Below are 24179 nucleotides of genomic sequence, written 5' to 3' on the forward strand. Positions count from 1 at the left end.
CTGCTATTTTGCAGGGGTCTTCTTGTTTTATGGCAGTATGTAATGAGCAGAGCTGAAAAAGGAATCATCATCGAATTCTCCCAAGTCGGAGGATACGTAAAAGTTAGCGCTTTCCACGAACCAACGATGACTGAGGTCTCAATCGTAGGAGATCCTCGTGAAACCGAAGAAAAACTTAAACAAACCGTGTTAAGTAAATTGCGATATGTGCTTAATAAATCTGAAGCCTCTCCCTCTGATAAAAATAACCCCAACTCAGCTAAGGGCGGTAAGTCAGGTAAACGGGGAATTATCGTTTGATCCTAAAATATACAGGGCTGATTTTAAATAGGATTAAAAGGCGAGGGCGAACTGCTCTAAAATGGATACTATCATGTATCCTGCCAGTATTCATCTCCGTATCTTTTGCCGCTGATAACAGTACATTACCACAAAAGATAACAGGCTATTACCTTGCTCACGAAAATCAAATCGGGGGGACTGCAGGACGCCTGGATTTAGAAGGTCCCTCCAAACTAGATTTTGTATGGCCAAAACCTGCTAAACAAAAATACAAAATTGCACTGCTTGTTCCTCAATTAGCTGATACTTGGAAGACATTCTCCTATGCTGCGAGGGAAGCATCAAAGCGATTAAACCTGGATCTAACAATTTTTTCCGCCGAGAGTTATATTAATCATGGCCTTCAGATCCGACAATTGACCCGAAAAGCTGTCAGTTATGATGGCATTCTTCTCTCCACAATTGACAGCTATAAAATGGCTGATGCCATTAATCAGGTCGCTCAAACCACCCCGATTGTAGGTTATGCGAACGAAGTCTTTGCATCTGGTGTCCATGCCAAAGCAATGGTGTACTATTTTGATGTAAGTTATCGATTGGGACAGTGGGTAAAGGATCACATCAGGAAAAACCAGCCAAGTGGACGTGTCAAAATAGCTTTTGTAATGGGGCCTGAAACTGCAAGCTGGTCAGAAGATATGCTTGAAGGATTTGTAGCTTCCTTAAATAATGATCCAATATTACGTGATCGCCTTGAAATAATTCCTGTTTTACACGGTCATACAAAATCGATTATGCAAGAACGTCTAGTACGCCTTGTTCTCGATAACAATGATAACATTGATTATCTTTATGGTATTGCCCCAGCGATAGAACGGGCGGCAAGCCTCAAAAACGAATACAAAGACAAACACCCGAACCTAAAATTAATTGCTGCCTATTTAAATGCAGAACTTTACCCTGCAGTCCAAAGAGGAGACGTTTTGGTTTCAGCCAGTGACGATATGATTTCCATAGGCAATATTGCCGTGAGTAACCTGTTGCGGCTAATAAGAGGGGAAGAACCAAATTTATCAACTGGGTCATTCCCCTATGTTTCAGGTCCAATGGCTCAATTGATAACTTTTGATAATGTACACAATTTTCCGTTTGAAAACCTCTTTGGCCCCAAAGGTTATTCTCCAAAAATCTTGAAATAATAATGATGTAACTTATTCAATTAAATTTTTTTGGACGGCTATATATATAAAGATAAAACCTTATCAAAGCGGGACAAACTCGCAAAATGATTGAAATGTTAGTTGACTTATTTTCATTGTGTACTATATCTGCAGTCAGAAGCGTAGCATTTGTTTTGTGTTACTGGAATAACCGGTATCCCGATTAAGTTAGTTATCCCCTGACAGTGTGAGCTCAATAACAGTATTTTACACTCTTGTAGAATACGAAATCTTTACTCCTGTGAGAGGGAAATATTATGCCTAACGGTACAGTTAAGTGGTTCAACCCAACAAAGGGTTTTGGTTTCATCGAGCCTGACAATGGCGGTGATGATGCGTTTGTTCACATTTCAGCAGTTGAGCGTGCTGGTCTAAGCACTCTAAACGAAGGCCAGAAAGTTTCTTTTGAACTTCAGGCTGGTAAAAACGGAAAATCTTCCGCTGAAGACCTGACCGTTATCGACTAACGATAACACGATACCGCCTCCAAATTTATTTTGGAGGCGGATGTTGCTTACTACCCGAAATGCCATAGGCATTTTTTGTCTTTAGAGCGCAAAATATTAAAGTAGCTCTCTATATTTACAAATTTCGCGACGACAAGAAATTTCATTTAAAAACATATGAGCCACCAAATTTAACGGCTCCCCAATTCTTTCCCAAAACACCATTACCCTCCCAATCGGTATTCCCTATCTCCTACCATAGGGGATAACAATGGCTTGCCTGCAAACCATACTCGTAATTATTAAATCGAGGTTGAGTTCCAAAACCGCATTATAAATTATAGCGTCATCTGCTTTTCTTCCTTTTCTCAAAAGGAAACATCACAAAATTAATGAAACCAATAATTTTAACGGGTATTTAAGAAAATAATCTTATTCAATCTTATCGTGTTTTGTTTTTTGCAGGTAAATTGTGTTTTGGCATCCCGTCCTCGATGACCGTTTTAATAGCCGCGCTTTATTGTACGGCATTATTATGGCTTCACTTACATTGGCATATTTTTTTATAACCTGATAAACGGTACTGGGTTATTAGCAGCTTTCGACGGGAATATTGGCGCAGATTATTTAGCATTTTATACGGGTGGTACTTTTTACAACCAAGGTATTATTGAACAGGCCTATATCCTGGCCCCGGAATATTATTTCCCAAAACAAGTCGAGTTCCAAAGAGATGTAATCGGACTGGGATATAAGGGACATAGCCCTTTCATTAATCCGCCTTTTGCAGCACTGATCTATGCACCATTTGCAAAACTGCCTTACATCTCAGGTTTTATTCTCTGGCAAATCTTTAACTTTGGCTTACTTGTTTTCTCTGTTGTCATCGTGCGTAGGGAACTTACAGCCTTACAAACATTGCAGACTTATAAGATTGTTGGCTGTTGCCTTCTTTTTTACCCAACCCTTGGCTGGATACTGTACGGACAAGCAACGCCAATTATTTTATTGCTGTATTGTTCAGCGACAATAACCTTGGCCGGTTGCGACAACCACCTTGGCCGGTGGATCTGATCATTAAAAAGGGCGTGCCCGTTTGATAATCAGATCCACCGGCCAAGGCTTAATTTGGTGTTAGTTACAAGCTGCTGTGAGTTGATAAATTAGGAACCTCTAGATGTAATTGGAGGAACCTGTTTGCCGTATAAATTTATCACAGATGAACAACTGAGACTTTACATGACAGATAGAAAAACTCATGGTCAACGAACCGCCGCTGCCCGCGCAGGGTTTAGCGAACGCACGGCCCGCCGATTTGACGTTGATGCGACTTTACCGTCACAACGCAATATAAAGCGAGGGCGAACAGTTTCTGATCCGCTTGAAGATATCTGGGATAAGGACATCCTTCCCATTTTGGATAAAGACAACTCGGTCAAACCCATTACTTTGTTGCGCCACATACAGAGCCTCTATCCGCTCCGTTTTCCCGATGACCGTGTCAAGCGCACGTTAGAGCGCCGAGTTCGGGGATGGCGGGCTCTGAATGGCCCTGAAAAGGATATCATTTTCAGGCAAACACCTGAGCCGGGTTACATGGGCCAATCAGATTTCACGGATGCAGCCGACTTAAGTATTACGGCACTTCTCCGCTTTGTTGAGTAGATTTAGGATTTCAAATAGAGCATAGATTGATTATCTGGAATGGATGATTGTCTAATTTTGAGTTTGAAGTATTCGGTATACTTGATGCCTCTGGCTCGCTTACGGATCATTCCTATACTGACATTACCAGCCTCTATCCTGGCGCTTGTGAGCTTGTGTTTGGCGTAGTTGCAGATGCCCACACAATGTTTCCGTAGGGATTTCGCGAACTTTTTTAGATAGAGCATCTGTGACTGATCTGCTATCAGGCACCAACGTTCCAGTTGCTCCGCCATCGCCTCAAATGAAGCGGCACTCCACAGCAGCTGAAGCTGTTCTTTCAAGACGTAAAGTGCATTCAGGTTGCTATTGCTCTCCAGCAACCTTTGCAGCTTGTCACTTTGTTTTTCACTCAACTTATCCGCATTTTTGAGCAACAGATAATGTGTCCCTTTCATCAACTCTTTACCACTTGGATCGGCCTTTCTGAACTCAAGTCGACGCTGATTATGGATAGCTTTGCTGTAGTTTTTCATGACGTGGAAACGGTCAAATACTATGTCGGCCAACGGCAAGGACTCTCTGACAGCCTTTTGGTAGGCAGGCCCCATATCCATCGCTACGGCCTTTATTTTGCAGGCTGTATCTGGTTGCAGTTGTTTCAAAAACCTTGAAAAAACCTCGGCAGTTCGGCCTGCTTCAACCCAGATCAGATGACCGCCAACCATATCGTAGACCACCGTCATGTAGTCATGACCTTTCGCCCGGGCAACTTCATCTACACCAATATATTCCAAGCCAGTTAGCTCTGCAGGATCAAGCGTAGGGAGAGTTTCAATAAGGTATGCCCTGTCGATATTCTTGACCGTTTCCCATCGTATATCCAAATGTCTGGAAACCGCTTGAATAGACATATGCCGACATAATCCACTGATCAGTCGGCAAAATCGGTGAGTGAAACGGCACCCTTTATCAACAAAATCACACCCCTCAATGCGGCGTTCGCCCTTGTTAATATAAACCTGCGCCAGCTCAATCTCGACCACACAAGGATACCCAAAAAGGGGGATGTCGTTTACTTGTCGGCGGACATGCTGGTTGATGCTTCCCTTCTGGCCTGTAGCAGGGTCTATAGCCCTCCTACGCGCGTCTCGGCTGCAGTGAATGACAATCTTAACACCGCCGTCATCCAGTTTAATTTCATTTACACGTTGCCCTTTGAGGCCTAAAATATGCTGCGAGATGTTGATTGTCATATACCTGCTCTATGTAAAGTTATCAGAAACCATACATATCAACAGGTTACTTGGCGGTCGGCATCTTTTTCTACTCAACAAAGCGGAGAAGAGCCAGTATTACCATTGCAGGAGATCCTTTGGTGCATCGGCTCTATCATTTTGTTCTGGTATATAGCCGATGGGAACATGTTGGGGTCGTACTTGGCGGTGAGAGTTTTACAGCCCTTGCGGAGAACTTACAAAATGCGCTTTGGTCCTTGGGGGGCGCTCCTGAAAACCACCGGACCGACAGCCTGTCTGCGGCCTTTCGGAATTTGAGCGTTGAGGAAAAGGAGGACATTACCAAACGTTATTCTGCTTTTGTTGAGCACTACGGTATGGAGGCCAGTCGAAATAACAGAGGGGAATCACACGAGAACGGTGCCATTGAATCTCACCACGGTCACCTTAAGACTGCGATAAAGCAGGCCCTGATTTTGCGTGGCAGTAATGACTTTGACACTTTGGATGAGTATCGGCGATTTTTGGACGAGCTGATTGCTAGACGGAACAAACATCGTGACCAAGATATCCAAACAGAGTTGAAATCTCTCAAGGCGTTACCTCCTCGGCGAACAACAGATTACACTGAAGTCGTGTCGAGAGTTACCAAAACAAGTGGTTTTTTAGTTAAGCAGGTTTTTTATAGCGCCCCTTCTCGCCTAATTGGTCAACGCTTGCGTGTCCATATTTACGATAACCGGATAGAAGCCTATCTAGGCAGCACTCATGTCGTCAGCCATTCTCGTGAGCGGGGGCACGGCAAAGGCCCCCGCATTCATGTTATCAATTATCATCACGTCATTCATGCTCTCAAACGTAAACCTCAGGCACTCGCCAATTCTATTTATCGTGACAGTATTTTTCCAAGAACCGAGTACTCCCTGGCCTGGACATTGTTTCAGAAAAAGTTGTCCCGCAGAGATGCGTGTCGTCAGATGGTTGGGATACTTTTCCTTGCGCACGAAGAGGCTTGTGAGGCCGAAGTCGCGCACCTGATTTCGAGAGAAATCAATGCAGGAAGGCTACCTTGCGCAAAAAAACTTAAGCTGAATATCACAAAAAAGAACACGGATTTACCTCCTGATATTCCCGTGGTTCAACCTTCATTATCAGTCTTTGATACTCTGTTGGAGGATCGGGCATGACAAACATTGAAGTGGATCAGCACAAGCTGCCTCTTATGCTAACTGACTTACGATTACCCAGCTTTCACAAACACTGGCAAGATATCGCAATCCAATCCGACAAGGAGGGCTGGTCAGCAGCCAGGTTCCTTGCCGTTTTGGCCGAATATGAATTGGCCGAAAGGGACACGCGACGCATTCAACGCCATCTCAACGCATCAAACCTGCTGGGCGGAAAAACTCTGGCCACTTTTAACTTCAAGCGGCTGCCTAACGTGAAAAAGGCGCAGGTCGAAGCCTTGTCTGCCGGTGACTGGATTGACGCAAGAGCAAATCTGATTGCCATTGGAAATTCAGGGGGAGGAAAAACTCATCTCCTATGCGCCGTAGGTTATGCTCTTATAGAGGCTGGATACCGTGTGCTCTATACGCAAACCAGTGATCTGGTGCAAAAACTCCAGGCTGCCAGACGTGAACTTATGCTCGAAAACGCCCTCGCAAAACTCGATAAATTTGATCTCATCATTCTCGATGATATTACCTATGCACAAAGGGATATATCTGAAACATCCGTGCTCTTTGAATTGATCGCCAGACGATATGAGTACCGAAGTATTGCAATTGCTGCCAATCAACCTTTTAGCGGATGGGACAATATTTTTCAAGATAAGGCCATGACCGTTGCAGCAATCGATCGTCTTGTTCACCACTCAACCATTCTTGAGATGAATATCGACAGCTACAGACAATGGGAAGCCGCCCAAAATCTCAAAAAAATGTTGCGGAAAACCACAAACAAAAAGGTGAAAAATATGCCTGAAGCATCGTAAATAAACGTCAGATCACAGCCGCATCAAAAGCGGCCAAGGTGGTTGACGCAACCGGACAAAGTGGTTGACGCTCTACACTGTATTCTCTTTGTTTTACAGCCCTACGAAAGGGACAAGATTACAGGGCTGGTTTTTACATCGGATTACTTGCGTTTAAACCTCAACTCGCTATCGCTATAGCTCTTGTTTTATTATTCAAATGGCGTTGGCAAGCCTTGATTGGTGGAGGCGCTTCCTTATTGCTCAGCTTAGTATTAGGATTTATTTTAGTCCCTGAAGCCATGCGTGCCTATTTTGAAATCAGTTCCAATTTACTTAATTTTTTGAGACAACCTGAATATCCAACTTGGGGCATTCATTCATTTTATGGCTTTTCAGTTTTACTATTTGATGAACTGAACCCGATACTTACAAATATTAGTACCTATATCCTCAGTGGAGGGACCATCCTTCTGTTATGGCAATTATGGAAGAATATTTCGTGGGTTGGTGATCAGAGAGCTTGGGATTTAGCTATAGCTATAACTTTCATTTGGGGTTTGTTGATCAGCCCACATTTGTTCTACTATGACCTTATGTTGCTATTACTACCTGCAGCAATTGTCATTCATCATCTTCCATGGCTGGCCTCTCAAGATAAACGGTTACTACTTTGGACACTGATTGTCTGGATAGCCTGCTTCGTAGGTAATGTTAGCTCTTTTGCACAATCAATCCTTGCCAATAACTTTGATCTCTCAGTATCAAGCCTGCAATTTTCTACACTTATTATCTTTTTTTGGGGATATCGGTTGTTGAGCATCACTCTTAAATCTAGACAACACGATCACCCTAAGAAATACTTTCCCGTACAAGCAGTATCTTGATTGATTTAGACAAAATATATCTGCTTTATTGTCGTAATTTTATAAGAAGCTATCAATATAACTTTCCTGAACTAGAATAAGATTCAGATGTATAGATAAGTCGTTTCCTTTATTTACATCGACAAAAGGCTTGCGACAAAATAGCCCACAATTTTTATCAGGTTTTAAACAATTTTCAATTATTACAATAATTTAATAACACTACAATAGTGTGCATTACACTTCTTCAACGTAAATCGGATGTAAATACAGTGCCCTAGCTCAAACTCTTAAGACATAAGGCTGGATACTAGAAAATATTGATAAGTTGTCCTGGTACAATAATGCCGCAGATGTTCTATGAAATGTACGTAAATTGTCTAGCACAAGACAAAAGAATCACATTATAACAAGTCATGAAATAAAAACTCGATAGAGTTGGTTGCTAATAAAACAAAATAATTAACTTAATAGGCCATCAATTCCATTGGGGAATGAGCTATATGCCACGCATTCTCATTTCCTGTGAAAGCCTCTTGTGTTATTTAAACAACTGACTTTTGTGAGATAATAACTAAGCGCGGAATTATGAGTAAAAAAACTATTGCTTTAGCTGCAGATCATGCCGGTTATGAACTGAAAGATCTACTTAAAGAAGATGTCAAAGCATTGGGGTACAATGTGTTAGATCTTGGTACAAACAGCCCGGATCGAGTTGATTACCCCGATTTTGGATCTGCTTTGGCTAAGGCAATTCAAAACGAAGAAGCCGATATTGGTATTCTGGTATGTGGTTCTGGAATAGGAATATCAATTGCTGCAAATCGACATGCTGGTATCCGCGCCGCACTTTGTCACGACGAGACCCTGGCCCGTTTAGCTCGAGAGCATAACGATGCCAATGTTCTGGTTCTAGGAGCCAGAACAACAGGTATTGAGGTAGCGAAAGCTTCTCTTAATACCTTTCTAAACACTGAGTTTGCTGGTGGCCGTCATCAAGGACGCATCGACAAACTTAAATAATAATCACCTTTACCTGAGAGTGAAGTTGTCATGAGCTTAGATACAACGACCTTCTTTAATGCGCCTTTGGCACAAACAGATCCTGAAGTTGCAGCTGCAATTAATGAAGAACTGCATCGTCAACAAAATCAGATCGAACTTATCGCATCTGAAAATATTGTATCCCTGTCTACAATGCAGGCATTGGGTACAGTATTGACCAATAAATATGCTGAGGGCTATCCTGGCCGTCGTTATTATGGTGGTTGTGAACACGTTGATGTGGTTGAAGACCTCGCTATTGAACGTGCGAAAAAATTGTTTGATTGTGCTTACGTTAATGTACAGCCTCATTCAGGCGCTCAGGCAAACCAATGTGTGACCCTTGCTCTAATCAAACCCGGCGACACCATCATGGGCCTCGATTTGGCTTCAGGTGGACACCTAACTCACGGTTCACGTCCAAACCTTTCAGGTAAATGGTTTAACGCTGTTTGTTACGGTGTTGATAAAGAAACCAGCCAGATTAACTATGACGAAGTTCGTGCGCTTGCTGTTGAACACCAACCAAAGCTGATTATTGCTGGTGGCTCTGCTTACCCACGCGTTCTGGACTTTGTTAAATTCCGAGAAATTGCTGATGAAGTAGGTGCTTATCTCCACGTTGACATGGCTCACTTTGCTGGCCTTGTAGCAGCTGGCATCCACCCAAGCCCGCTTCCACATGCGCATGTCGTAACAACGACTACTCATAAAACTCTTCGCGCAGGTCGCGGCGGTATGGTTCTTTCCAATGATCTCGATATTGGTAAAAAGATCAACTCTGCTGCATTCCCTGGACTTCAGGGCGGCCCACTGATGCACTGTATTGCTTCTAAGGCAGTTGCCCTTAAAGAAGCTCTCGATCCAGGCTTCAAAGATTACGCAAAGCAAGTTGTTAGTAATGCTCAAACTTTGGCTGCCACGCTTGTTGACAATGGATTTGCCATTACAACTGGCGGCACAGATACGCACCTAATGCTTGTTGATCTGCGTCCTAAAGGACTTACAGGTAACATTGCAGAAGAAAGCCTCGATCGTGCAGGCCTTACCTGTAATAAAAACGGTATTCCGTTTGATCCTGAAAAACCAATGGTTACTTCCGGTATCCGTCTTGGTACTCCAGCAGGTACAACACGCGGGTTTAAAGATGCTGAATTTAAGAAAATTGGCGAACTAATCACTAAAGTCCTTGATGGACTGGCAGCAAACCGCGAAGATAACTCCAAAATCGAAGCGGAAGTTCGTAGCGAAGTCGAAGCACTTTGTGGCGAATTCCCGATTTACAAAGATTTGGAAATCTAGGTAAAGATCCGGGTTATGCTTTCCAAATAAACATAACCCGGACCACCCTTCGGGGTGAATCAGTGAGGGAATATGCGCTGCCCGTTCTGTAGTAGTGAAGATACGCAAGTCAAAGACTCGCGACCAACCGAAGACCACACGGCTATTCGACGCCGCCGTCAATGCGCCAGTTGTGGCGCACGTTTCACAACATTTGAACGCGTTCAATTGCGTGAACTTACCGTTGTCAAAGGTAATGCTCAACGGGAACCTTTCGACCGGGAAAAAATCGCCCGTTCCATGAATATTGCCCTCCAAAAAAGAGATGTTGATAGAGATCGTGTCGAGCGTGTTGTTAGTGGCATTGTTCGTCGTCTGGAATCATCTGGAGAAAGCGAAATTGCTTCGGATCTTATCGGCGAACTTGTAATGGACGCACTCGCTACTATCGATCAGATTGGATATGTCCGCTTTGCCTCTGTCTACAGAGACTTTAAAGAAGTAAGAGATTTTGAAGAATTTGTAGGTAAACTTGGTGATGATCACGATATTCTGGATCGTGAACCTTCTTAAATACTGACCACAAATAAATAGAAACATTGATATGTCGACCGAAATTCGCAAGGTGGATCTACAACACATGGATGCAGCCCTGGGATTGGCTGCGCGTGGACTAGGCGCGACGTCCCCCAACCCTGCTGTCGGGTGTGTCCTTGTTAATAAAGGAACCGTGGTTGGACGCGGGTTCACCCAACCCGGAGGGCGCCCTCATGCAGAAACAGAAGCTCTTTCCCAAGCTGGTAATCTTGCACGTGGAGCCACTGCGTACGTCACACTCGAGCCGTGCTCCCACCATGGTAAAACCCCACCTTGTGCAGAAGCACTTATTTCCGCTGGCATCACACGCTGTGTTGTTGCAATGGAAGATACTGATGCCCGTGTACAGGGCCGTGGGATAGAGTTATTACGTACTGCAGGTATCGAAGTAGAAGTTGGTTTACGTCGACACGAAGCCGAAGAACTCAATGCAGGTTTTTTCACTCGCATAAGGCATGGCAGACCTTTAATTACACTCAAAGTAGCAACCACACTTGATGGCCGGATAGCAACTAAATCAGGGCAAAGTAAATGGGTCACAGGAGAGGCCGCTCGCCGTGCGGGGCACATGTTACGAGTTCGGAACGATGCTATCCTTGTCGGAAGCGGTACTGCCGTTCTAGATAATCCTCGCCTGGATGTACGCCTTGAAGGATTAGAGCAACAATCCCCCATTCGCGTGGTTATGGATGGCCGCTTAAGGTTGCCTCTTACGCATGATCTCGTTGCAAGAGCCAAAGAGTGTCAGACCATACTTATGACCTTTGGTGACAACGACCCCGTACGCCTTGACGCATACAAAGATGCAGGTGTTGATGTTGTTTCCTTACATAAAGACGAGTATGGATATATTAGTCCCGCAGCTGCCATGAGAGAACTTGGCGAACGAGGTATTACACGGCTCTTGATCGAAGGAGGCAGCCATATTATAGGCTCTCTCTTAAAAGCAGATTTGATAGATCGTGTCGTTTGGTTTCGAGCACCTAAAGTATTTGGTGGAGATGGCATTTCGGCCTCAGTCGGCTTCGGTCTTGAACAACTTGATTTAGCCCCAAGATTTCAATTGACCAGTGTATCAAAACTGGGCAATGACATAATGGAAACCTATCGTCGGGATCTCTAACACAACCCGCAGCACAGCCTAAAGGCACAATAGAATGTTTACAGGAATTATTACCGATTTAGGTACTGTTCGTGAAATTGAAGATAAAGGCGATAAGCGCTTTGTTTTCAATTGTTCATATGACATGGAAACTGTGGATATTGGCGCATCAATTGCCTGTTCAGGCGCATGCCTGACAGTCGTGAGAAAAGGCTCTGGCTGGTTTAGTGCTGACGTATCCGCAGAAACTTTATCAAAAACAACTTTAGGAAACTGGCGCCCAAATTCACCTGTAAATTTTGAGCGAGCACTTCGTTTAGGAGATGAACTTGGTGGCCATTTAGTTTCTGGTCATGTTGATGGGGTAGCATCTGTAATCAGTATCGTTCCTGAAGGGGATTCGCTTCGCTTTACTTTTGAAGCCCCTGAAGAACTTTCAAAATATATCGCTCCTAAAGGATCAATTGTCCTCGATGGTGCCTCCTTAACCGTAAATGAGGTTAATGGGAATTTATTTGGGGTTAACATTATTCCCCACACTGCTGAAATGACAACGTTGGGTCAGTGGCAACCCGGAACCTACAAAACGGGTGAATGCCAGGTAAACCTAGAAATTGATTTGCTGGCTCGTTATGTGGGCCAACTGCTTGAAAGGCAACAAAATGGCTGAAAGTGGAAATGAACAACCAGTGGCGTTCAATGATATTCTTTCTTCGCCAGAAGAGATCATTGAAGCAGCTCGTAATGGTCATATGTTTATCCTGGTCGACGATGAAAGTCGTGAAAACGAAGGTGACCTTGTCATTCCAGCCCAAATGGCAACACCTGAAGCAATTAACTTCATGGCAAAATATGGTCGTGGCTTGATCTGTCTCGCACTTTGCCGTGAAAGGGTAGAGGAATTAAACCTTCCCTTGATGGCTCAGAAAAATGAAACACGCCATGAGACGGCTTTTACAGTGTCAATCGAAGCTAAAGAAGGTGTAACGACAGGTATTTCTGCCCCGGACAGAGCGCGTACAATTTCAGTTGCAATTGATCCCACATCTGAGGAGGGCGATATTGTTACCCCTGGGCACGTATTCCCATTGGTTGCACGAGATGGCGGTGTACTCGTTCGTACGGGACACACAGAGGCCGCTGTTGATATCTCAAGACTTGCAGGATTAAATCCTTCTGGTGTTATTTGTGAGATCATGAACGATGACGGCACAATGGCCCGCCGCGATGATCTTATCGATTTTGCAAAAACACATGATTTAAAAATTTCCACAATCGCTGATCTCATTGCGTATCGAAGGAAACATGATCATCTGATAGAGCGAACCCTGGAAAGTAAACTTAACTCAGGCGTTGCCGGTGAGTTTAACATGGCAGTATTCGTCAATAATACGACATATGCAGAGCATGTAGCTCTTTGGAAGGGCGATATCTCCCCGAAAAAACCTGTTCTGGTTCGTATGCATGCTTTGAACGTTCTAGATGACGTCCTGGGTGACACCCATAGCGGTAAAGCCGGCGATCTCCATAACTCTATGAAAATGATTGATCAAAACGGTGAGGGGGTCGTGGTTTTAATTAGAGAACCATCACCGCGAAGTCTATCTGATACCATCAGAACTAAAATCGGTGAGCCAGTTGAAATCAACCACGACCTCAGAGATTATGGCGTTGGTGCTCAAATTTTACTGGACCTGGGTGTTCAACAGATGATTCTGCTCACAAATTCAGAGAAACATATCATAGGCCTTGACGGATACGGGCTATCTGTTGTTGAACAGCGTCCAATCGTAGAGTAAAGCAATCTACGAATACATTAATGATGATTTACGAGACAGCATCAACTTTTAATAAGGTAACTGCGAATGACTGATAAACCACACGTTCTAATCGTCGAAGCACGTTTTTATAATGAAATTGCTGACGAAATGAAAAGTGCAGCAATTGCAGAACTTGAAAAAGACAGCTGTACATATGAAGTTGTCCAAGTGGCTGGCGCATTTGAACTGCCTGCAGCAATCAAATTTGCCTCTATCCGTAAAGATGGCCGTAAATTTGATGGCTATGTCGCACTGGGTTGTGTTATTCGCGGCGAGACCAGCCATTATGATTATGTGTGCGTTGAGAGTGCGCGTAAGCTTCAGGATCTGGCTGTAGATGCAAACTTGGCAATCGGTTACGGCGTTTTGACTGTTGAGAACGATGCTCAAGCCTGGGCACGAGCACGCAAGTCAGAGAAAAACAAAGGTGGCGCAGTTACCCGTGCTTGCCTTGATATGATTGCATTAAAACGCCAATACGGCGTTGCATAAGGACAGTTATACAGTGACTGATGAAAATTCGAAACCTACGAGTGACAGCCTAAAAAAGAGCAAGGCTCGCCTTACCTTAATTCAAATCCTATTCCAGATTGAATTTAACAAAGCGAGTTCTAAAACAGCTCTCAATGAATTCCTAAGTGATCGCCTGGATGAAGAAATCGATGGCCTAAACATCGCTGATCTTGATCAAAAACTCTTGGTTGAACTTTATAAAGGCATCAATCAAGAGCGTGAACTTTTAGATGATATGCTGATTTCTGTTTTGGATAAATCCTGGCCATTACATCGCCTGGATCCGATCCTTCGCCTGGTAATGGTTGCAGGGGCCTATGAAATCCAGCAACGGGTAGATACGCCTGCCAAAGTTATTATTTCCGAATACGTTGACGTTGCTCACGCCTTCCTGGGCGACAAAGAGACTGCAATGGTAAACGGTTGCTTAGATCGATTAGCGCACGGTTTGCGTAAGGATGAGTTCAGTAAGTAATCCGATTTAATAGCTGGGTATATTTCTCGTGGATAAAAGTGAATTTGATCTAATTGAGAGTTACTTTGCCCCACTATCAAAGGGTTATGAGGAAGCTTATTCTTTAAAGAATGATGCTGCATTAATTTCAGTTCATCCTGATCATTCCACTGTGGTTACAATGGACACTCTTGTCGCGGGTGTCCACTTTCTTATCACAGACCCAGCCGCAGACATTGCGCGTAAGTGTTTACGGGTAAATTTATCAGATATAGCATCTATGGGGGCAGAAGCCTTCGCCTATACCCTTTCCATGGCATACAATGATGACTTGGACAGTGAATGGGTACGGTCATTCACAAATGGCCTTGAAAGCGACCAAAAACGCTTCTCTCTTCATTTGATCGGTGGTGATACCGTTAAAACTCCCGGACCACTGACAATCACAGTTACCTGTTTTGGAACAGTTCCTCGACATCAATGCTTTAAGCGATCAACGGCTCAACCTGGTCAGGATGTATGGGTCAGCGGTAATCTTGGAGATTCAGGTGCAGGTTTAAAAATTTTAACCGGCGAGATAGACGTTAAAAATACTTCTTTTCGGGAGGAATTAATTAAGCGCTATCGTTTACCTCAACCCAGAATGGCCCTTGGGGTTCAACTACTAAATCAGCAACTCACCAATACAGCTATGGATGTATCCGATGGATTGTTGGCTGACTTATCTCATATAACAAATTCATCAGACGTTGCCGCGATTTTATTTGAGGAAAATCTCCCCCTTTCAAATGCCTTTACAAATCTGATGATCGGCAATGCAGATTTGAAAACCGAACTTGCTGTAACAGGCGGGGATGACTATGAGCTTCTTTTTACGGCAGACAGAATTCACCGCGACAAGATTACAGAGCTATCAAATATTCTCTCCTTGAAAATAACTCGCATTGGTGAAATTACTGAGGGAAGGGGTGTTTCACTGATAAGAAAAAATGGAGAAGAGTTCTCTATAACCGAAACAGGTTGGAAGCATTTTTAAGCTTTGATATTGTGGCTAAAAATCCGATATCATTACAAATAGAATAAATCACTACTTTACAGAAAATAAACCTTATTCGACTTTATTAGTACATTACACAAGAAGTTATTTACTGGTGCCTTTATGAAAAAACTCATCATTGCCATATTGATTCTTTTGTTTGTTGGAGGCGGTGGGTTTGCGGGCTGGTGGTTCTTTTTAAAACCTGCCGATGGCGACGAAGAAGTTGCCGAAGTTATTCCTGAAATTCCTTCTGCTTTTTTAGAATTCCCCGCGACAGTCATTCCTCTAATTAAAGGTGAGCGTGACGTTAACCGCACCTATTTTTGCATGATGTAAGGTGTTACGTTGTTTCTGTTGACGTTCCAGGGCAGCAGAGCTTCAAAGTCTTCGACGGTTTTTGCTTTAGGTAATTGGGTAAAAATGTGTCGAAGATATGAATATGGCTCGATCCCGTTAGCCTTGGCGGTCTCGACGATAGAGTAAAGATTTGCACTGGCCTTGGCACCATTTTGGGATTTTGAGAACAGCCAATTTTTCCTTCCTATTACAAACGGCTTAATTACGCGCTCCATTTCATTGTTATCAATTGGCAAGCGGCCATCATCAAGGTAGCGAATGAGCCGAGGCCACTGCTTATCAATGTAGTGCAAAGCCTTGCCAAGTAACGATGTCGGCGGCACCGACGATTTGACCTTGGTAATCCACTCTCTCAAGTCTTTAAGGATTGGTTTGGCCTTTTCCTTGCGTAATAGCCGACGTTCGTTATCGCTCATGTTTTTTGCGAGCTTTTCAATGCGGTACAAAGCTCTGATGGCCTCCATGGCATGATCGGCAAGGCCGGGTTTTCGCCTTTTGGACTTCTTCCGTGCCTTGATGACATCATTGAACTTACGCCGGGCGTGAGCCATGCATCCGACGCCGATGATTGTGCTGTCGGATGTCACATTCAGATAGACCTGATATCCATCACTAACAAGATACCCAGTGTAACCTTCCAACAATCGCCTTGCCACATCCTCCGCCCTGGAGGGATCGTAGTGGAACAGGATCACTGGCTGGTCCGGAGGGCCTCCTTTTTGCCCCCACATGTAGGATTTGCTTTGAGGTTTTTTCCCAGGTTCTTTCAAGACCTGAACGCCAGTCTCATCCATGGCAATGATATCGTAGTTTAGGAGATGGTCGGTAAACAGATTAATCAGGGGCTGAACAAGATCACCACATTTGATCACCCACCGCGAGAGTAATGTACGGTTAAACTCCACACCGGAGCGGTTCAGAACAGGTACCATACGATAGAGAGGCAGGCCATCCACATACTTTCCCGTTACCACATAAGCAAGAAGTCCAGCAGAAGCGATGCTTTTGGGGATGGGCTGTGGTGGCAAGGGCGCGATTGTTACGCCTTCTTCGCATGATTTACAGGCGTATTTGAAACGCACATGCTGAAGAACCTGCATTTTAGCCGGAATTATATCCAATTGTTCGGTGACTTCTTCCCCAATTCTGGCCATAAGACCACATCCGCAAGCGCAAATCTTTTCTTCTTCGGGGATATCGTGTTCAATCCGCACACGGGGCAAGTCTTTTGACAAAGAGCGGCGTCCACCCCTTTTACGGGTATGAGCTGGAACTTTGATCTCTTTATCATCGTCTTCTGCCCCTGTGTCGTCCTCAGCCGCTTCCTCTGCTTCATCAAACAAGAGACCTTGCTCTTGCGGGGATGTCTTCTCACTGGAAGCGGCAAACTGCTGATGACGCAATAATCTGTTTTGCTCTTCAAGAATATCAATACGCGCATGAAGACCACCTATTAAAATACGTGATTCTTCAAGGCTTTCAGGGAAAGAAATGGGCGCTTTTGACATAGCCGAAGTATACCAAATTTATACTCTTCAAAACAGTATAAAGTGCTGTAAATATTTAATATATCTCCGAATAATTTACAGGCTTATGCTCTTTCACATGACGGAGGTCAACACCATCCAGCAACCAGTTCAATTGGCGACCACTGAGCTCTATACGGGCTCCTTTGCTCAAGTGTCGTGGCCAATGAAACCGATCTTTTTCAAGGCTCTTTTGCCACAAACAAAATCCGTTTTTCTCCCAGTAAAGTAACTTGACCTTGTTGCTTAGACGATTAGAAAAAACAAAGAGGTAGCCAGAGAATGGATCAAGGCTGAGGATGTCGTCAACAAGCATCGACAAACCATTTATGCCGCGACGAAAATCAACGGGATTTGCGCAAAGATAAATGACGGGCAAAGCATCTGAAGGCCGCCGCATCACAGACCTTCAAGTGCATCTACAATAGATGTTAAATCCGATGTTCTCCCCGAAACAGGCCATTTGACTTCTAGCCCGTTACGAAGGCAAACCTGACAATACAATAAGCCTGGGCCATCAGCTGAACCATTTACAATCTTGTGTAAATTTTCATCTCGACTAGAAACAACAAAAAGACCCCGCTTAACAAGCTCCCCCTTTTGATGATAAAAATCCTTCAGGTCAAGATCGTGTGCCTCGGCATAAGCTTTCATGCCCACCCCGTTTAACTCACACGAACGCGCATGCTCAAGCCAATGGAATTCTGTTCGCGATAAATCGTTCTCAATTGCTGACATTAAACGCTCCATTCAAAAGAAAAATGAAGCATAACCATTATTCATTAGCTCAAACAGATGCGGTTAACGTCACGCTCACAATTAAAGAGGGAGTTGTAACCCACCATGTCACGGTTAAAATTACTCTCGAAGTCGCTGAAGGGGACGATTTAATTAATACTGAGAGATGGCAAATTCGCCTACAAAACGATTTCATCGCCGAATTACATGCACTTTATAATTATCGTTTCTTTACTCAAGATGGCTACACAAATAAGAAAATTACAGATCGACTTCAAAGCTCTGCGGATAAGGTAATGGGGAAGGGAGTCATTCGGGGAGTGGAGCTAATTGTTGAAGGCATTGTTAAGCCCTCGAATAGCTAAAATTAACTTTTTTATAATTCTACATTTCTCTCTTGGATTTTGATAATGCTCCTGTGTATGGTTCATTTCAATATAGTGAGATACCCTACTTATGTCTGATCGTGATCCAACTAAAGCGAATGTAATATTTCTGGCAATTTGTCAGGCCCTAGGTATGAGCTGTGGCTCCATGCTTATTTCAATGAGCTCTCTTGTTGGAACAACCCTTGCCGAAGATAAGTCCTTTGGCACTTTACCTCTGTCGTTACAATTTTTAGGGATGATGGTATGCGCGCTCCCAATTTCATATTTTATGAAACATTACGGTAGGCGCGCCGGTTTTAGTCTTGGATCAGTATGTGGGGCTTTGTCAGGATTTTTCTCCGCTCAAGCAGTCTTGGACAATAATTTTGAACTTTTTTGTCTAAGCTCATTTCTTTTCGGCGCCTTTATGTCAACTGTTGCATACTATCGCTTTGCTGCTGCTGATACCGCAACTGACGTTTTTAAAAGTAAGGCAATATCTCTTGTTATGGCAGGTGGCGTAATATCTGCTTTTGCCGGACCGGAACTTGCTAAATGGTCTAAAGATCTAGAGTTTTTTGGGCCTATACTCTTTGTCGGTAGTTTTTATGCCATTACGGCACTTTGTATTGGTACGCTGATTATCGTCCAGTTTATTAAAATCCCCCGGCTTGCTGTGCATGAAATTAAGTCGAGTGGGCGATCGATTTTTGTAATCGCCAAGCAACCCGTATTTTTTGTTGCCGTTCTTTGCGGGATTGTAAGTTATGCCTGCATGAATTTAATAATGAGTATTACACCAGCTGCCATGATCGCTTGTGCGCATCCCTTTGAGTCTGCAGCTTTTGTTATCCAGTGGCACGTATTTGGAATGTATGCGCCTTCATTTTTCACCGGATCTCTCATCAACCGTTTTGGCTTGGTCAAAATACAGCTGATCGGTGTCGTTCTTATCGCGATAGCTGCGACGATAAATCTATCTGGTATTGAAGTTGTGCAGTTCTGGGCAGGCTTGGTAACTCTCGGGCTGGGATGGAACTTCCTTTATGTTGGAGGAAGTGCCATGCTCACAGAATCATACCGACCAGAAGAAAAAGCAAAGGTTCAAGCGTTTAACGAATTGCTGGTTTTTGGTGTTGTCGCTACAACAGCCTTCGGTTCAGGATTTGTCTTTGATAAATTTGGATGGGCAGCAGTGAATTCTTTGGCCTTTATACCCGTTTGTATATTCCTGATTGTTCAGCTGGTCTACCGCGGCCAGCTGAACAAACCTCAAGAAGCTCAGATTTAAAGTTTTATTGAGAGCCACCTGGTGTAAATTTACCAAGGTTACCAAGTAATTGTTGAATGACCGTCAGATCTTGACCTTCTGTCGGAGTTTCACGGGTTACCGGATCGATAACTCTTCCATCTTCTAGGGCATATGACCGAGATTCCTCTAAGCGTCCATCTTTTGAAAAGGAGACAACAAGAACACTGCGATCAAGTACAACAGGATCATAAAAGGCTGTCTTTTCGACTCTCTCGCCAATGTAATACCAAACTTGGTCTTTAAAAGTTGAAAGGGTCGATGGTGAACCAAGTAGTTCAGCAACGTCTCGACGACTTGATACGCCTGTTTCTAACTTACTAACCTCATCCGGATCAGGAAAATTTCCACGAACGTTAACTTTGCTTTCGCATGCGCTGATCGCGAAGGGGAGCAACACAGCAGCTAAAATGGTCTTTGTACGTAGAGATAATCTAAAAGCCATAACCAAACTCTGATTTAAGTTAAAATAATTCCGCGCGTTATTCTTTAGCATAAAAGCTGTTCGTGCTAAACCAATCGCGTTACACAGGCACTATACTCGTCTACATAAGTTTTTCGAGTCATAATTCCAAGTTCAAGAAAACAAGGGGACTGATACTTGTTCCGCAAGCTCTTTAGCCGCAAAAGCGACTCTGATGCCGTGCATGACCTATATGTCTGCATTATTACCCAGGCAAGGGAAAAATATTTTTATCAAGAGCTATCTGTACCTGATAGTCTTGATGGCCGATTTGATATGATCACTTTACATATGTTTCTTATTTTACGGCGACTAAGGGCCGAAAATAATATTACGGCTGAATTTTCACAAAAACTCTTCGACTTAATGTTCACCGATATGGACCTGAGCTTGCGAGAAATGGGTGTTGGGGATGTCGGTGTTGGAAAAAGGGTAAAGGCTATGGTTCAGGGCTTTTACGGCCGCATATCAGCTTATGAAGAAGCTCTAACCCAACAATTAGGGACCCAAGAAGTTGCCTCTTTGGAAACGGCCCTCGACAGAAACCTTTATGGAACCGTTGATGTAGAGGATGCGACTTTATGCAAAATGAAGGAGTACGTCTTGAAGCAAGATCTGATTCTGGCTCAACAGGACATTTCCGTAATTATGTCTGGGACAGTTAAGTTCAGCCTGTAACCGTGGCCCCAGGACAAATTAGTTATAACTGCAATGCAATAAACTCTATTGACCCTAATTTCGGTCACTCTATATTGTGCGAAATCAGTGTATTTATGGTATTATTCTAGTTCGTTAGCGAACTATTTTCCCATTTATACGAGTAAAGAAACACGTTTCGTGTTTAGTTAAAATAATTATCAGGAGATCAGCAATGAAAACGCAGAGCGAAAATGAATTTTCGCGTCGTTATCCTGTTGATAAAATACAGGCGCGTACTCAAGTTCTTAAGCTAAAAGCTAAACCTGAAGAGTGCCAGGCTATTGCGCAAAGGTTTGACTTAATTGAACTGCATAACCTTACTGCGACACTCGAACTAGACCCAAAAGGAAAGGGGTCTCTTTTGGACGTACGCGGGAGTTTAAAGGCAAAAGTCGTACAATCATGTATATTTACGGCTGAACCAGTGTCATCTTCACTTGATGAAACCTTTGATATTCTTTATAGCTTTGATCCAGTTGATGATGCTGGTGATGAAATCCTGATAGATATGGATGCAGAGGAGCCACCCGAAATGGTGGACCCGCAAGGGATTGACTTCGGAGAGGCTGTTGTTCAACAGCTTGCTGTAATGTTAAACCCGTATCCCAAGTCGCCTGACTCTAGTTGGGAAGGCGATTCTGTTGATGAGGCACCAGATGAGGAGGAAGTACAGAAAGCGGGTAAAACCAACCCATTTTCGGTACTAAAAGACCTCCAAATTAAAAAGTAAGGTGTCATTACTATGTTAGGGCTTGCCGTCGTGGTATTTATTAGCTTATAAGCGGCGAGTTTTTTTATTGAAGCTAAATGCGAGAGTTGAGCAATGGCTGTTCCAAAGAGTAAGATTAGTAATTCCCGTCGCGGTATGCGTCGGTCACATGATTCGCTTCCTGCAAGCGTTTCTCAAGAATGTTCAAACTGCGGTGAGCTAAAACGCCCACACCATGTTTGTGCATCATGCGGTACATACGACGGTCGTGAAGTAGCCGAAGCTGAAGCCTAAGGCTTGTCATAGTAGTCTTTTTTGATAGGCCGATCATTCTGGTCGGCCTTTCTTTCATGGATAAAATCGACAAGACGGGAAATCAGTGAGCACTCGCATAACCATAGCCTTGGATGCAATGGGAGGTGATGACGCACCGGACATCGTTGTACAAGGAGCAGAAATTGCTTCGCAACGTTATCCTGACGTCAAGTTTCTCATGTTCGGTCGGGAGCAAGAGGTTATGCCTTTGCTCAATCAAACGACCCGACTAAAAGATGTCGTTGAATTCATTCATACCGATGACAAGGTCCTAAGTGACGACAAGCCGGCAGTAGCTCTCCGCTCTGGCCGCAAGTCTTCAATGCGCCTTGCAATCAATGCCGTACATGATGGCAGAGCCGATGGTGTTGTTTCCGCAGGAAACACAGGTGCTCTCATGGCCATGTCCAAATTCGTCCTTAAAACTCTTCCTGGTGTTGACCGCCCTGCGATTGCATCTTTCTTCCCGACTTTACGTGGGGAATCATTGATGATGGATCTTGGCGCGAACCTTACATGTGATGCCGACAATCTCGTCGATTTCGCAGTAATGGGTAATGCCTTTGCACGCTGTGTTCTCGGTGTTCAAGAACCCTCAGTCGGTATTTTAAATGTCGGTTCCGAAGATGTAAAAGGGCATGAGTATCTCCAAGTTGCCAGCTCCATGTTACGCCAAGCAAATTTACCCGGTGAGTTTGTCGGCTTTGTAGAAGGCGATGACATTGGTAAAGGTACGGTTGATGTAATTGTTACCGATGGCTTTACAGGAAATGTCGCCCTTAAAACGGCAGAAGGTACCGCAAAACTCATTACTGAGTTTTTCCGACAGACATTTAAAAGCAGTATTTTAGCAAGCCTTGGTTATATTTTAGCAAGCTCGGCACTAAATAAACTAAAGAAGCGTGTTGATCCTCGACTTTATAATGGCGCAATTTTCCTAGGTTTGAACGGAATTGCGGTAAAAAGTCACGGCGGAACAGATGCCATCGGCTTCGCGAATGCCATCGGCGTTGCTGTTGATATGCGTGATCAAGATATTGTTCGTAGAATCCGCGAAGATTTCGATTCGCTTACACGTGAACCAATTAATGAACAGGCTGCATTTGAATGATGATACGTGCAAACATAAAGGGCTGTGGCTCTTATCTTCCTGAACGTATTGTAACAAATGATCAGCTTGCTGAACGTGTCGACACCTCTGATGAGTGGATCCGACAGCGGACAGGTATTCGTCATCGCTATGTTGCTGGCGAGAATGAGCTAACGTCAGATCTTGCAACCAAAGCAGCTCTTGCGGCCCTTGAACATGCAGGCATTGATGCTACCGAAATTGATTTAATTGTCTGCGCAACGGCAACTCCAGATGAAACCTTTCCTGCAACAGCAACAGTTGTTCAAAGAAACTTAGGTGTTACAAAAGGCGCTGCTTTCGATCTACAGGCTGTGTGCAGCGGATTTGTCTACGGCTTATCTGTCGTAGACAGCTTATTAAAGACTGGCCAGGCCCGGACAGCTTTATTAATTGGCGCAGAGACTTTTTCCCGTATTCTGGATTGGGAAGATCGATCTACTTGTGTGCTCTTTGGTGATGGAGCTGGTGCTATTGTGCTTCAAGCGGAAGAGGGAACAGGCGATATCACAGATAGCGGTATTTTAAATACCCACATATATTCTGACGGACGATATCACGACGCACTTTATGTAGATGGCGGCCCCTCATCTACGGGGACAGCAGGCTTTTTGCGCATGGAAGGAAAAGAAGTTTTCCGCCAGGCAGTATCAAGAATGCCCGAAGCTATCGATACGGCTTTACAAACTTCAGGACTATCGCCTTCAGACATTGACTGGCTGGTTCCTCATCAAGCCAATATTCGTATTATTGAAGCGATGGGCAAGAAACTAAAACTTCCTAAAGATCGCGTGGTCGTTACTGTCGATAAGCACGCCAATACCTCCGCAGCATCCATCCCGTTGGCGTTAACCGAGGCGGTTTATGATGGCAGAATCAAGCGTGGCGACATTGTTATGATGGCCGCCATGGGTGGCGGGTTTACATGGGGTTCAGCACTATTACGTTGGTAATAGGATTGTGATCTTATTGTAACTTTTCGAGATAAAACTTGTAATTTCCTGTTAAGTCTAGCAAAATTGCCTTATGTATCATATGGGTTAGC

31 protein-coding genes are annotated in these 24179 nt (G+C 43.9%); 26 read left to right on the top strand and 5 right to left on the bottom strand.

Annotation, left to right across the window (positions count from 1 at the left end; translation table 11 throughout):
* Positions 1-42: 42 nt before the first annotated feature.
* The 5 genes from ACOGW3_RS17390 (at position 43) to ACOGW3_RS17410 (ending at position 3613) form a co-directional block, all read left to right on the top strand.
* Entirely contained in the window at positions 43-300 is a 258-nt protein-coding gene (locus tag ACOGW3_RS17390) for a DUF6898 family protein (protein ID WP_419904165.1), read from the top strand.
* Positions 297-1481, top strand: coding sequence for a substrate-binding domain-containing protein (locus ACOGW3_RS17395; protein ID WP_419904166.1), 1185 nt, complete (start codon positions 297-299; stop codon positions 1479-1481). The genes ACOGW3_RS17390 and ACOGW3_RS17395 overlap by 4 nt, the downstream gene beginning before the upstream one ends.
* 278 nt (positions 1482-1759) lie before the next feature.
* Positions 1760-1969, top strand: a complete 210-nt coding sequence (locus tag ACOGW3_RS17400; RefSeq protein ID WP_419904167.1) for a cold-shock protein — start codon at positions 1760-1762, stop codon at positions 1967-1969.
* Between the two features lie 750 nt (positions 1970-2719).
* Entirely contained in the window at positions 2720-3022 is a 303-nt protein-coding gene (locus ACOGW3_RS17405; RefSeq protein ID WP_419905946.1) for a glycosyltransferase family 87 protein, read from the top strand.
* 123 nt (positions 3023-3145) lie between these two features.
* Positions 3146-3613 (top strand): hypothetical protein, encoded by a 468-nt coding sequence (locus ACOGW3_RS17410; protein WP_419904168.1) that lies wholly within the window; start codon positions 3146-3148, stop codon positions 3611-3613.
* 2 nt (positions 3614-3615) lie between these two features.
* On the opposite strand, the gene ACOGW3_RS17415 is transcribed toward ACOGW3_RS17410, so the two are convergent.
* The gene (locus ACOGW3_RS17415) at positions 3616-4848 is read right to left on the bottom strand and encodes an ISL3 family transposase (RefSeq protein WP_419904080.1); all 1233 of its coding nucleotides are present in this window, start codon (positions 4846-4848) and stop codon (positions 3616-3618) included.
* On the opposite strand from ACOGW3_RS17415, the gene ACOGW3_RS17420 reads away from it, so the two are divergent.
* From ACOGW3_RS17420 to ACOGW3_RS17485, 14 genes are all read left to right on the top strand, one after another.
* Entirely contained in the window at positions 4835-5005 is a 171-nt protein-coding gene (locus ACOGW3_RS17420) for a hypothetical protein (RefSeq protein ID WP_419904169.1), read from the top strand. The genes ACOGW3_RS17415 and ACOGW3_RS17420 overlap by 14 nt on opposite strands.
* Entirely contained in the window at positions 4971-6017 is a 1047-nt protein-coding gene (locus ACOGW3_RS17425; RefSeq protein WP_419904170.1) for a Mu transposase domain-containing protein, read from the top strand. Before ACOGW3_RS17420 ends, ACOGW3_RS17425 begins: the two co-directional genes overlap by 35 nt.
* Complete coding sequence (gene istB, locus ACOGW3_RS17430; protein ID WP_419901088.1) at positions 6014-6826, top strand: IS21-like element helper ATPase IstB; 813 nt, start codon at positions 6014-6016, stop codon at positions 6824-6826. Before ACOGW3_RS17425 ends, istB begins: the two co-directional genes overlap by 4 nt.
* Before the next feature lie 77 nt (positions 6827-6903).
* Complete coding sequence (locus ACOGW3_RS17435; RefSeq protein WP_419905947.1) at positions 6904-7692, top strand: glycosyltransferase family 87 protein; 789 nt, start codon at positions 6904-6906, stop codon at positions 7690-7692.
* Between the two features lie 567 nt (positions 7693-8259).
* Positions 8260-8694, top strand: coding sequence for a ribose 5-phosphate isomerase B (gene rpiB, locus ACOGW3_RS17440; protein WP_419904171.1), 435 nt, complete (start codon positions 8260-8262; stop codon positions 8692-8694).
* A 30-nt stretch (positions 8695-8724) separates the two neighbouring features.
* Positions 8725-10017 (top strand): serine hydroxymethyltransferase, encoded by a 1293-nt coding sequence (gene glyA, locus ACOGW3_RS17445; protein WP_419904172.1) that lies wholly within the window; start codon positions 8725-8727, stop codon positions 10015-10017.
* A 72-nt stretch (positions 10018-10089) separates the two neighbouring features.
* Complete coding sequence (nrdR, locus tag ACOGW3_RS17450) at positions 10090-10569, top strand: transcriptional regulator NrdR (protein WP_419904173.1); 480 nt, start codon at positions 10090-10092, stop codon at positions 10567-10569.
* 31 nt (positions 10570-10600) lie between these two features.
* Positions 10601-11716, top strand: a complete 1116-nt coding sequence (gene ribD / locus ACOGW3_RS17455) for a bifunctional diaminohydroxyphosphoribosylaminopyrimidine deaminase/5-amino-6-(5-phosphoribosylamino)uracil reductase RibD (protein WP_419904174.1) — start codon at positions 10601-10603, stop codon at positions 11714-11716.
* A gap of 34 nt (positions 11717-11750) precedes the next feature.
* Complete coding sequence (locus ACOGW3_RS17460) at positions 11751-12365, top strand: riboflavin synthase (RefSeq protein WP_419904175.1); 615 nt, start codon at positions 11751-11753, stop codon at positions 12363-12365.
* Entirely contained in the window at positions 12358-13494 is a 1137-nt protein-coding gene (ribB, locus tag ACOGW3_RS17465; RefSeq protein WP_419904176.1) for a 3,4-dihydroxy-2-butanone-4-phosphate synthase, read from the top strand. The genes ACOGW3_RS17460 and ribB overlap by 8 nt, the downstream gene beginning before the upstream one ends.
* A 66-nt stretch (positions 13495-13560) precedes the next feature.
* On the top strand, positions 13561-14007 hold the full coding sequence (gene ribH / locus ACOGW3_RS17470) for a 6,7-dimethyl-8-ribityllumazine synthase (RefSeq protein ID WP_419904177.1): 447 nt from the start codon (positions 13561-13563) through the stop codon (positions 14005-14007).
* Positions 14008-14020: 13 nt separating this feature from the next.
* Positions 14021-14503 (top strand): transcription antitermination factor NusB, encoded by a 483-nt coding sequence (gene nusB, locus ACOGW3_RS17475; RefSeq protein WP_419904178.1) that lies wholly within the window; start codon positions 14021-14023, stop codon positions 14501-14503.
* Between the two features lie 28 nt (positions 14504-14531).
* The gene (gene thiL / locus ACOGW3_RS17480; RefSeq protein WP_419904179.1) at positions 14532-15518 is read left to right on the top strand and encodes a thiamine-phosphate kinase; all 987 of its coding nucleotides are present in this window, start codon (positions 14532-14534) and stop codon (positions 15516-15518) included.
* Between the two features lie 123 nt (positions 15519-15641).
* A complete protein-coding gene (locus ACOGW3_RS17485) occupies positions 15642-15857 on the top strand; it encodes a hypothetical protein (protein WP_419904180.1) in 216 nt (71 codons plus the stop codon).
* Here ACOGW3_RS17485 and tnpC read toward each other — a convergent pair.
* From tnpC to ACOGW3_RS17500, 3 genes are read right to left on the bottom strand one after another with little or no spacing between them, the layout of a single operon-like run.
* Positions 15839-17386, bottom strand: a complete 1548-nt coding sequence (gene tnpC, locus ACOGW3_RS17490) for an IS66 family transposase (RefSeq protein ID WP_419901110.1) — start codon at positions 17384-17386, stop codon at positions 15839-15841. The two genes, ACOGW3_RS17485 and tnpC, sit on opposite strands and share 19 nt — an antisense overlap.
* Positions 17387-17441: 55 nt before the next feature.
* A complete protein-coding gene (gene tnpB / locus ACOGW3_RS17495) occupies positions 17442-17804 on the bottom strand; it encodes an IS66 family insertion sequence element accessory protein TnpB (RefSeq protein ID WP_419901111.1) in 363 nt (120 codons plus the stop codon).
* Positions 17804-18142 carry a hypothetical protein gene (locus tag ACOGW3_RS17500; RefSeq protein WP_419901112.1) on the bottom strand — a complete coding sequence of 113 codons (339 nt, stop codon included), beginning with the start codon at positions 18140-18142 and terminating at the stop codon, positions 17804-17806. Before ACOGW3_RS17500 ends, tnpB begins: the two co-directional genes overlap by 1 nt.
* A 23-nt stretch (positions 18143-18165) precedes the next feature.
* Here ACOGW3_RS17500 and ACOGW3_RS17505 point away from each other — a divergent pair, with 23 nt between their 5' ends.
* Entirely contained in the window at positions 18166-18507 is a 342-nt protein-coding gene (locus ACOGW3_RS17505; protein WP_419904181.1) for a hypothetical protein, read from the top strand.
* Positions 18508-18598: 91 nt separating this feature from the next.
* A complete protein-coding gene (locus ACOGW3_RS17510; protein WP_419904182.1) occupies positions 18599-19801 on the top strand; it encodes an MFS transporter in 1203 nt (400 codons plus the stop codon).
* Between the two features lie 4 nt (positions 19802-19805).
* Here the strand turns inward: ACOGW3_RS17510 and ACOGW3_RS17515 are convergent, their stop codons facing one another.
* Positions 19806-20264: an outer membrane protein assembly factor BamE gene (locus ACOGW3_RS17515; RefSeq protein ID WP_419904183.1), complete on the bottom strand. Its 459-nt coding sequence runs from the start codon at positions 20262-20264 to the stop codon at positions 19806-19808.
* 156 nt (positions 20265-20420) lie between these two features.
* Here ACOGW3_RS17515 and ACOGW3_RS17520 point away from each other — a divergent pair, with 156 nt between their 5' ends.
* The 5 genes from ACOGW3_RS17520 (at position 20421) to ACOGW3_RS17540 (ending at position 24087) form a co-directional block, all read left to right on the top strand.
* Positions 20421-20960: a ubiquinol-cytochrome C chaperone family protein gene (locus ACOGW3_RS17520; RefSeq protein ID WP_419904184.1), complete on the top strand. Its 540-nt coding sequence runs from the start codon at positions 20421-20423 to the stop codon at positions 20958-20960.
* Positions 20961-21153: 193 nt separating this feature from the next.
* Positions 21154-21711 carry a DUF177 domain-containing protein gene (locus ACOGW3_RS17525; protein ID WP_419904185.1) on the top strand — a complete coding sequence of 186 codons (558 nt, stop codon included), beginning with the start codon at positions 21154-21156 and terminating at the stop codon, positions 21709-21711.
* 93 nt (positions 21712-21804) lie between these two features.
* Entirely contained in the window at positions 21805-21984 is a 180-nt protein-coding gene (gene rpmF, locus ACOGW3_RS17530; RefSeq protein WP_419904186.1) for a 50S ribosomal protein L32, read from the top strand.
* Between the two features lie 85 nt (positions 21985-22069).
* Complete coding sequence (gene plsX / locus ACOGW3_RS17535; protein WP_419904187.1) at positions 22070-23116, top strand: phosphate acyltransferase PlsX; 1047 nt, start codon at positions 22070-22072, stop codon at positions 23114-23116.
* On the top strand, positions 23113-24087 hold the full coding sequence (locus tag ACOGW3_RS17540) for a beta-ketoacyl-ACP synthase III (protein ID WP_419904188.1): 975 nt from the start codon (positions 23113-23115) through the stop codon (positions 24085-24087). The genes plsX and ACOGW3_RS17540 overlap by 4 nt, the downstream gene beginning before the upstream one ends.
* The last annotated feature ends 92 nt before the right edge of the window (positions 24088-24179 follow it).

It is taken from the genome of Kiloniella sp., assembly GCF_965205715.1.
Taxonomy (GTDB): Bacteria; Pseudomonadota; Alphaproteobacteria; order Kiloniellales; family Kiloniellaceae; genus Kiloniella.

Bases quoted from the DNA above. Each gene is read 5' to 3' on its own strand.
- ACOGW3_RS17390 (WP_419904165.1), top strand. From the start codon at position 43: ATGAGCAGAGCTGAAAAAGGAATCATCATCGAATTCTCCCAAGTCGGA.
- ACOGW3_RS17400 (WP_419904167.1), top strand. From the start codon at position 1,760: ATGCCTAACGGTACAGTTAAGTGGTTCAACCCAACAAAGGGTTTTGGT.
- ACOGW3_RS17420 (WP_419904169.1), top strand. From the start codon at position 4,835: ATGTTGATTGTCATATACCTGCTCTATGTAAAGTTATCAGAAACCATA.
- ACOGW3_RS17415 (WP_419904080.1), bottom strand. From the start codon at position 4,848: ATGACAATCAACATCTCGCAGCATATTTTAGGCCTCAAAGGGCAACGT.
- istB (WP_419901088.1), top strand. From the start codon at position 6,014: ATGACAAACATTGAAGTGGATCAGCACAAGCTGCCTCTTATGCTAACT.
- rpiB (WP_419904171.1), top strand. From the start codon at position 8,260: ATGAGTAAAAAAACTATTGCTTTAGCTGCAGATCATGCCGGTTATGAA.
- glyA (WP_419904172.1), top strand. From the start codon at position 8,725: ATGAGCTTAGATACAACGACCTTCTTTAATGCGCCTTTGGCACAAACA.
- nrdR (WP_419904173.1), top strand. From the start codon at position 10,090: ATGCGCTGCCCGTTCTGTAGTAGTGAAGATACGCAAGTCAAAGACTCG.
- ribD (WP_419904174.1), top strand. From the start codon at position 10,601: ATGTCGACCGAAATTCGCAAGGTGGATCTACAACACATGGATGCAGCC.
- ACOGW3_RS17460 (WP_419904175.1), top strand. From the start codon at position 11,751: ATGTTTACAGGAATTATTACCGATTTAGGTACTGTTCGTGAAATTGAA.
- ribB (WP_419904176.1), top strand. From the start codon at position 12,358: ATGGCTGAAAGTGGAAATGAACAACCAGTGGCGTTCAATGATATTCTT.
- ribH (WP_419904177.1), top strand. From the start codon at position 13,561: ATGACTGATAAACCACACGTTCTAATCGTCGAAGCACGTTTTTATAAT.
- ACOGW3_RS17485 (WP_419904180.1), top strand. From the start codon at position 15,642: ATGAAAAAACTCATCATTGCCATATTGATTCTTTTGTTTGTTGGAGGC.
- tnpC (WP_419901110.1), bottom strand. From the start codon at position 17,386: ATGTCAAAAGCGCCCATTTCTTTCCCTGAAAGCCTTGAAGAATCACGT.
- tnpB (WP_419901111.1), bottom strand. From the start codon at position 17,804: ATGCGGCGGCCTTCAGATGCTTTGCCCGTCATTTATCTTTGCGCAAAT.
- ACOGW3_RS17500 (WP_419901112.1), bottom strand. From the start codon at position 18,142: ATGTCAGCAATTGAGAACGATTTATCGCGAACAGAATTCCATTGGCTT.
- ACOGW3_RS17505 (WP_419904181.1), top strand. From the start codon at position 18,166: ATGAAGCATAACCATTATTCATTAGCTCAAACAGATGCGGTTAACGTC.
- ACOGW3_RS17510 (WP_419904182.1), top strand. From the start codon at position 18,599: ATGTCTGATCGTGATCCAACTAAAGCGAATGTAATATTTCTGGCAATT.
- ACOGW3_RS17515 (WP_419904183.1), bottom strand. From the start codon at position 20,264: ATGGCTTTTAGATTATCTCTACGTACAAAGACCATTTTAGCTGCTGTG.
- ACOGW3_RS17525 (WP_419904185.1), top strand. From the start codon at position 21,154: ATGAAAACGCAGAGCGAAAATGAATTTTCGCGTCGTTATCCTGTTGAT.
- rpmF (WP_419904186.1), top strand. From the start codon at position 21,805: ATGGCTGTTCCAAAGAGTAAGATTAGTAATTCCCGTCGCGGTATGCGT.
- ACOGW3_RS17540 (WP_419904188.1), top strand. From the start codon at position 23,113: ATGATGATACGTGCAAACATAAAGGGCTGTGGCTCTTATCTTCCTGAA.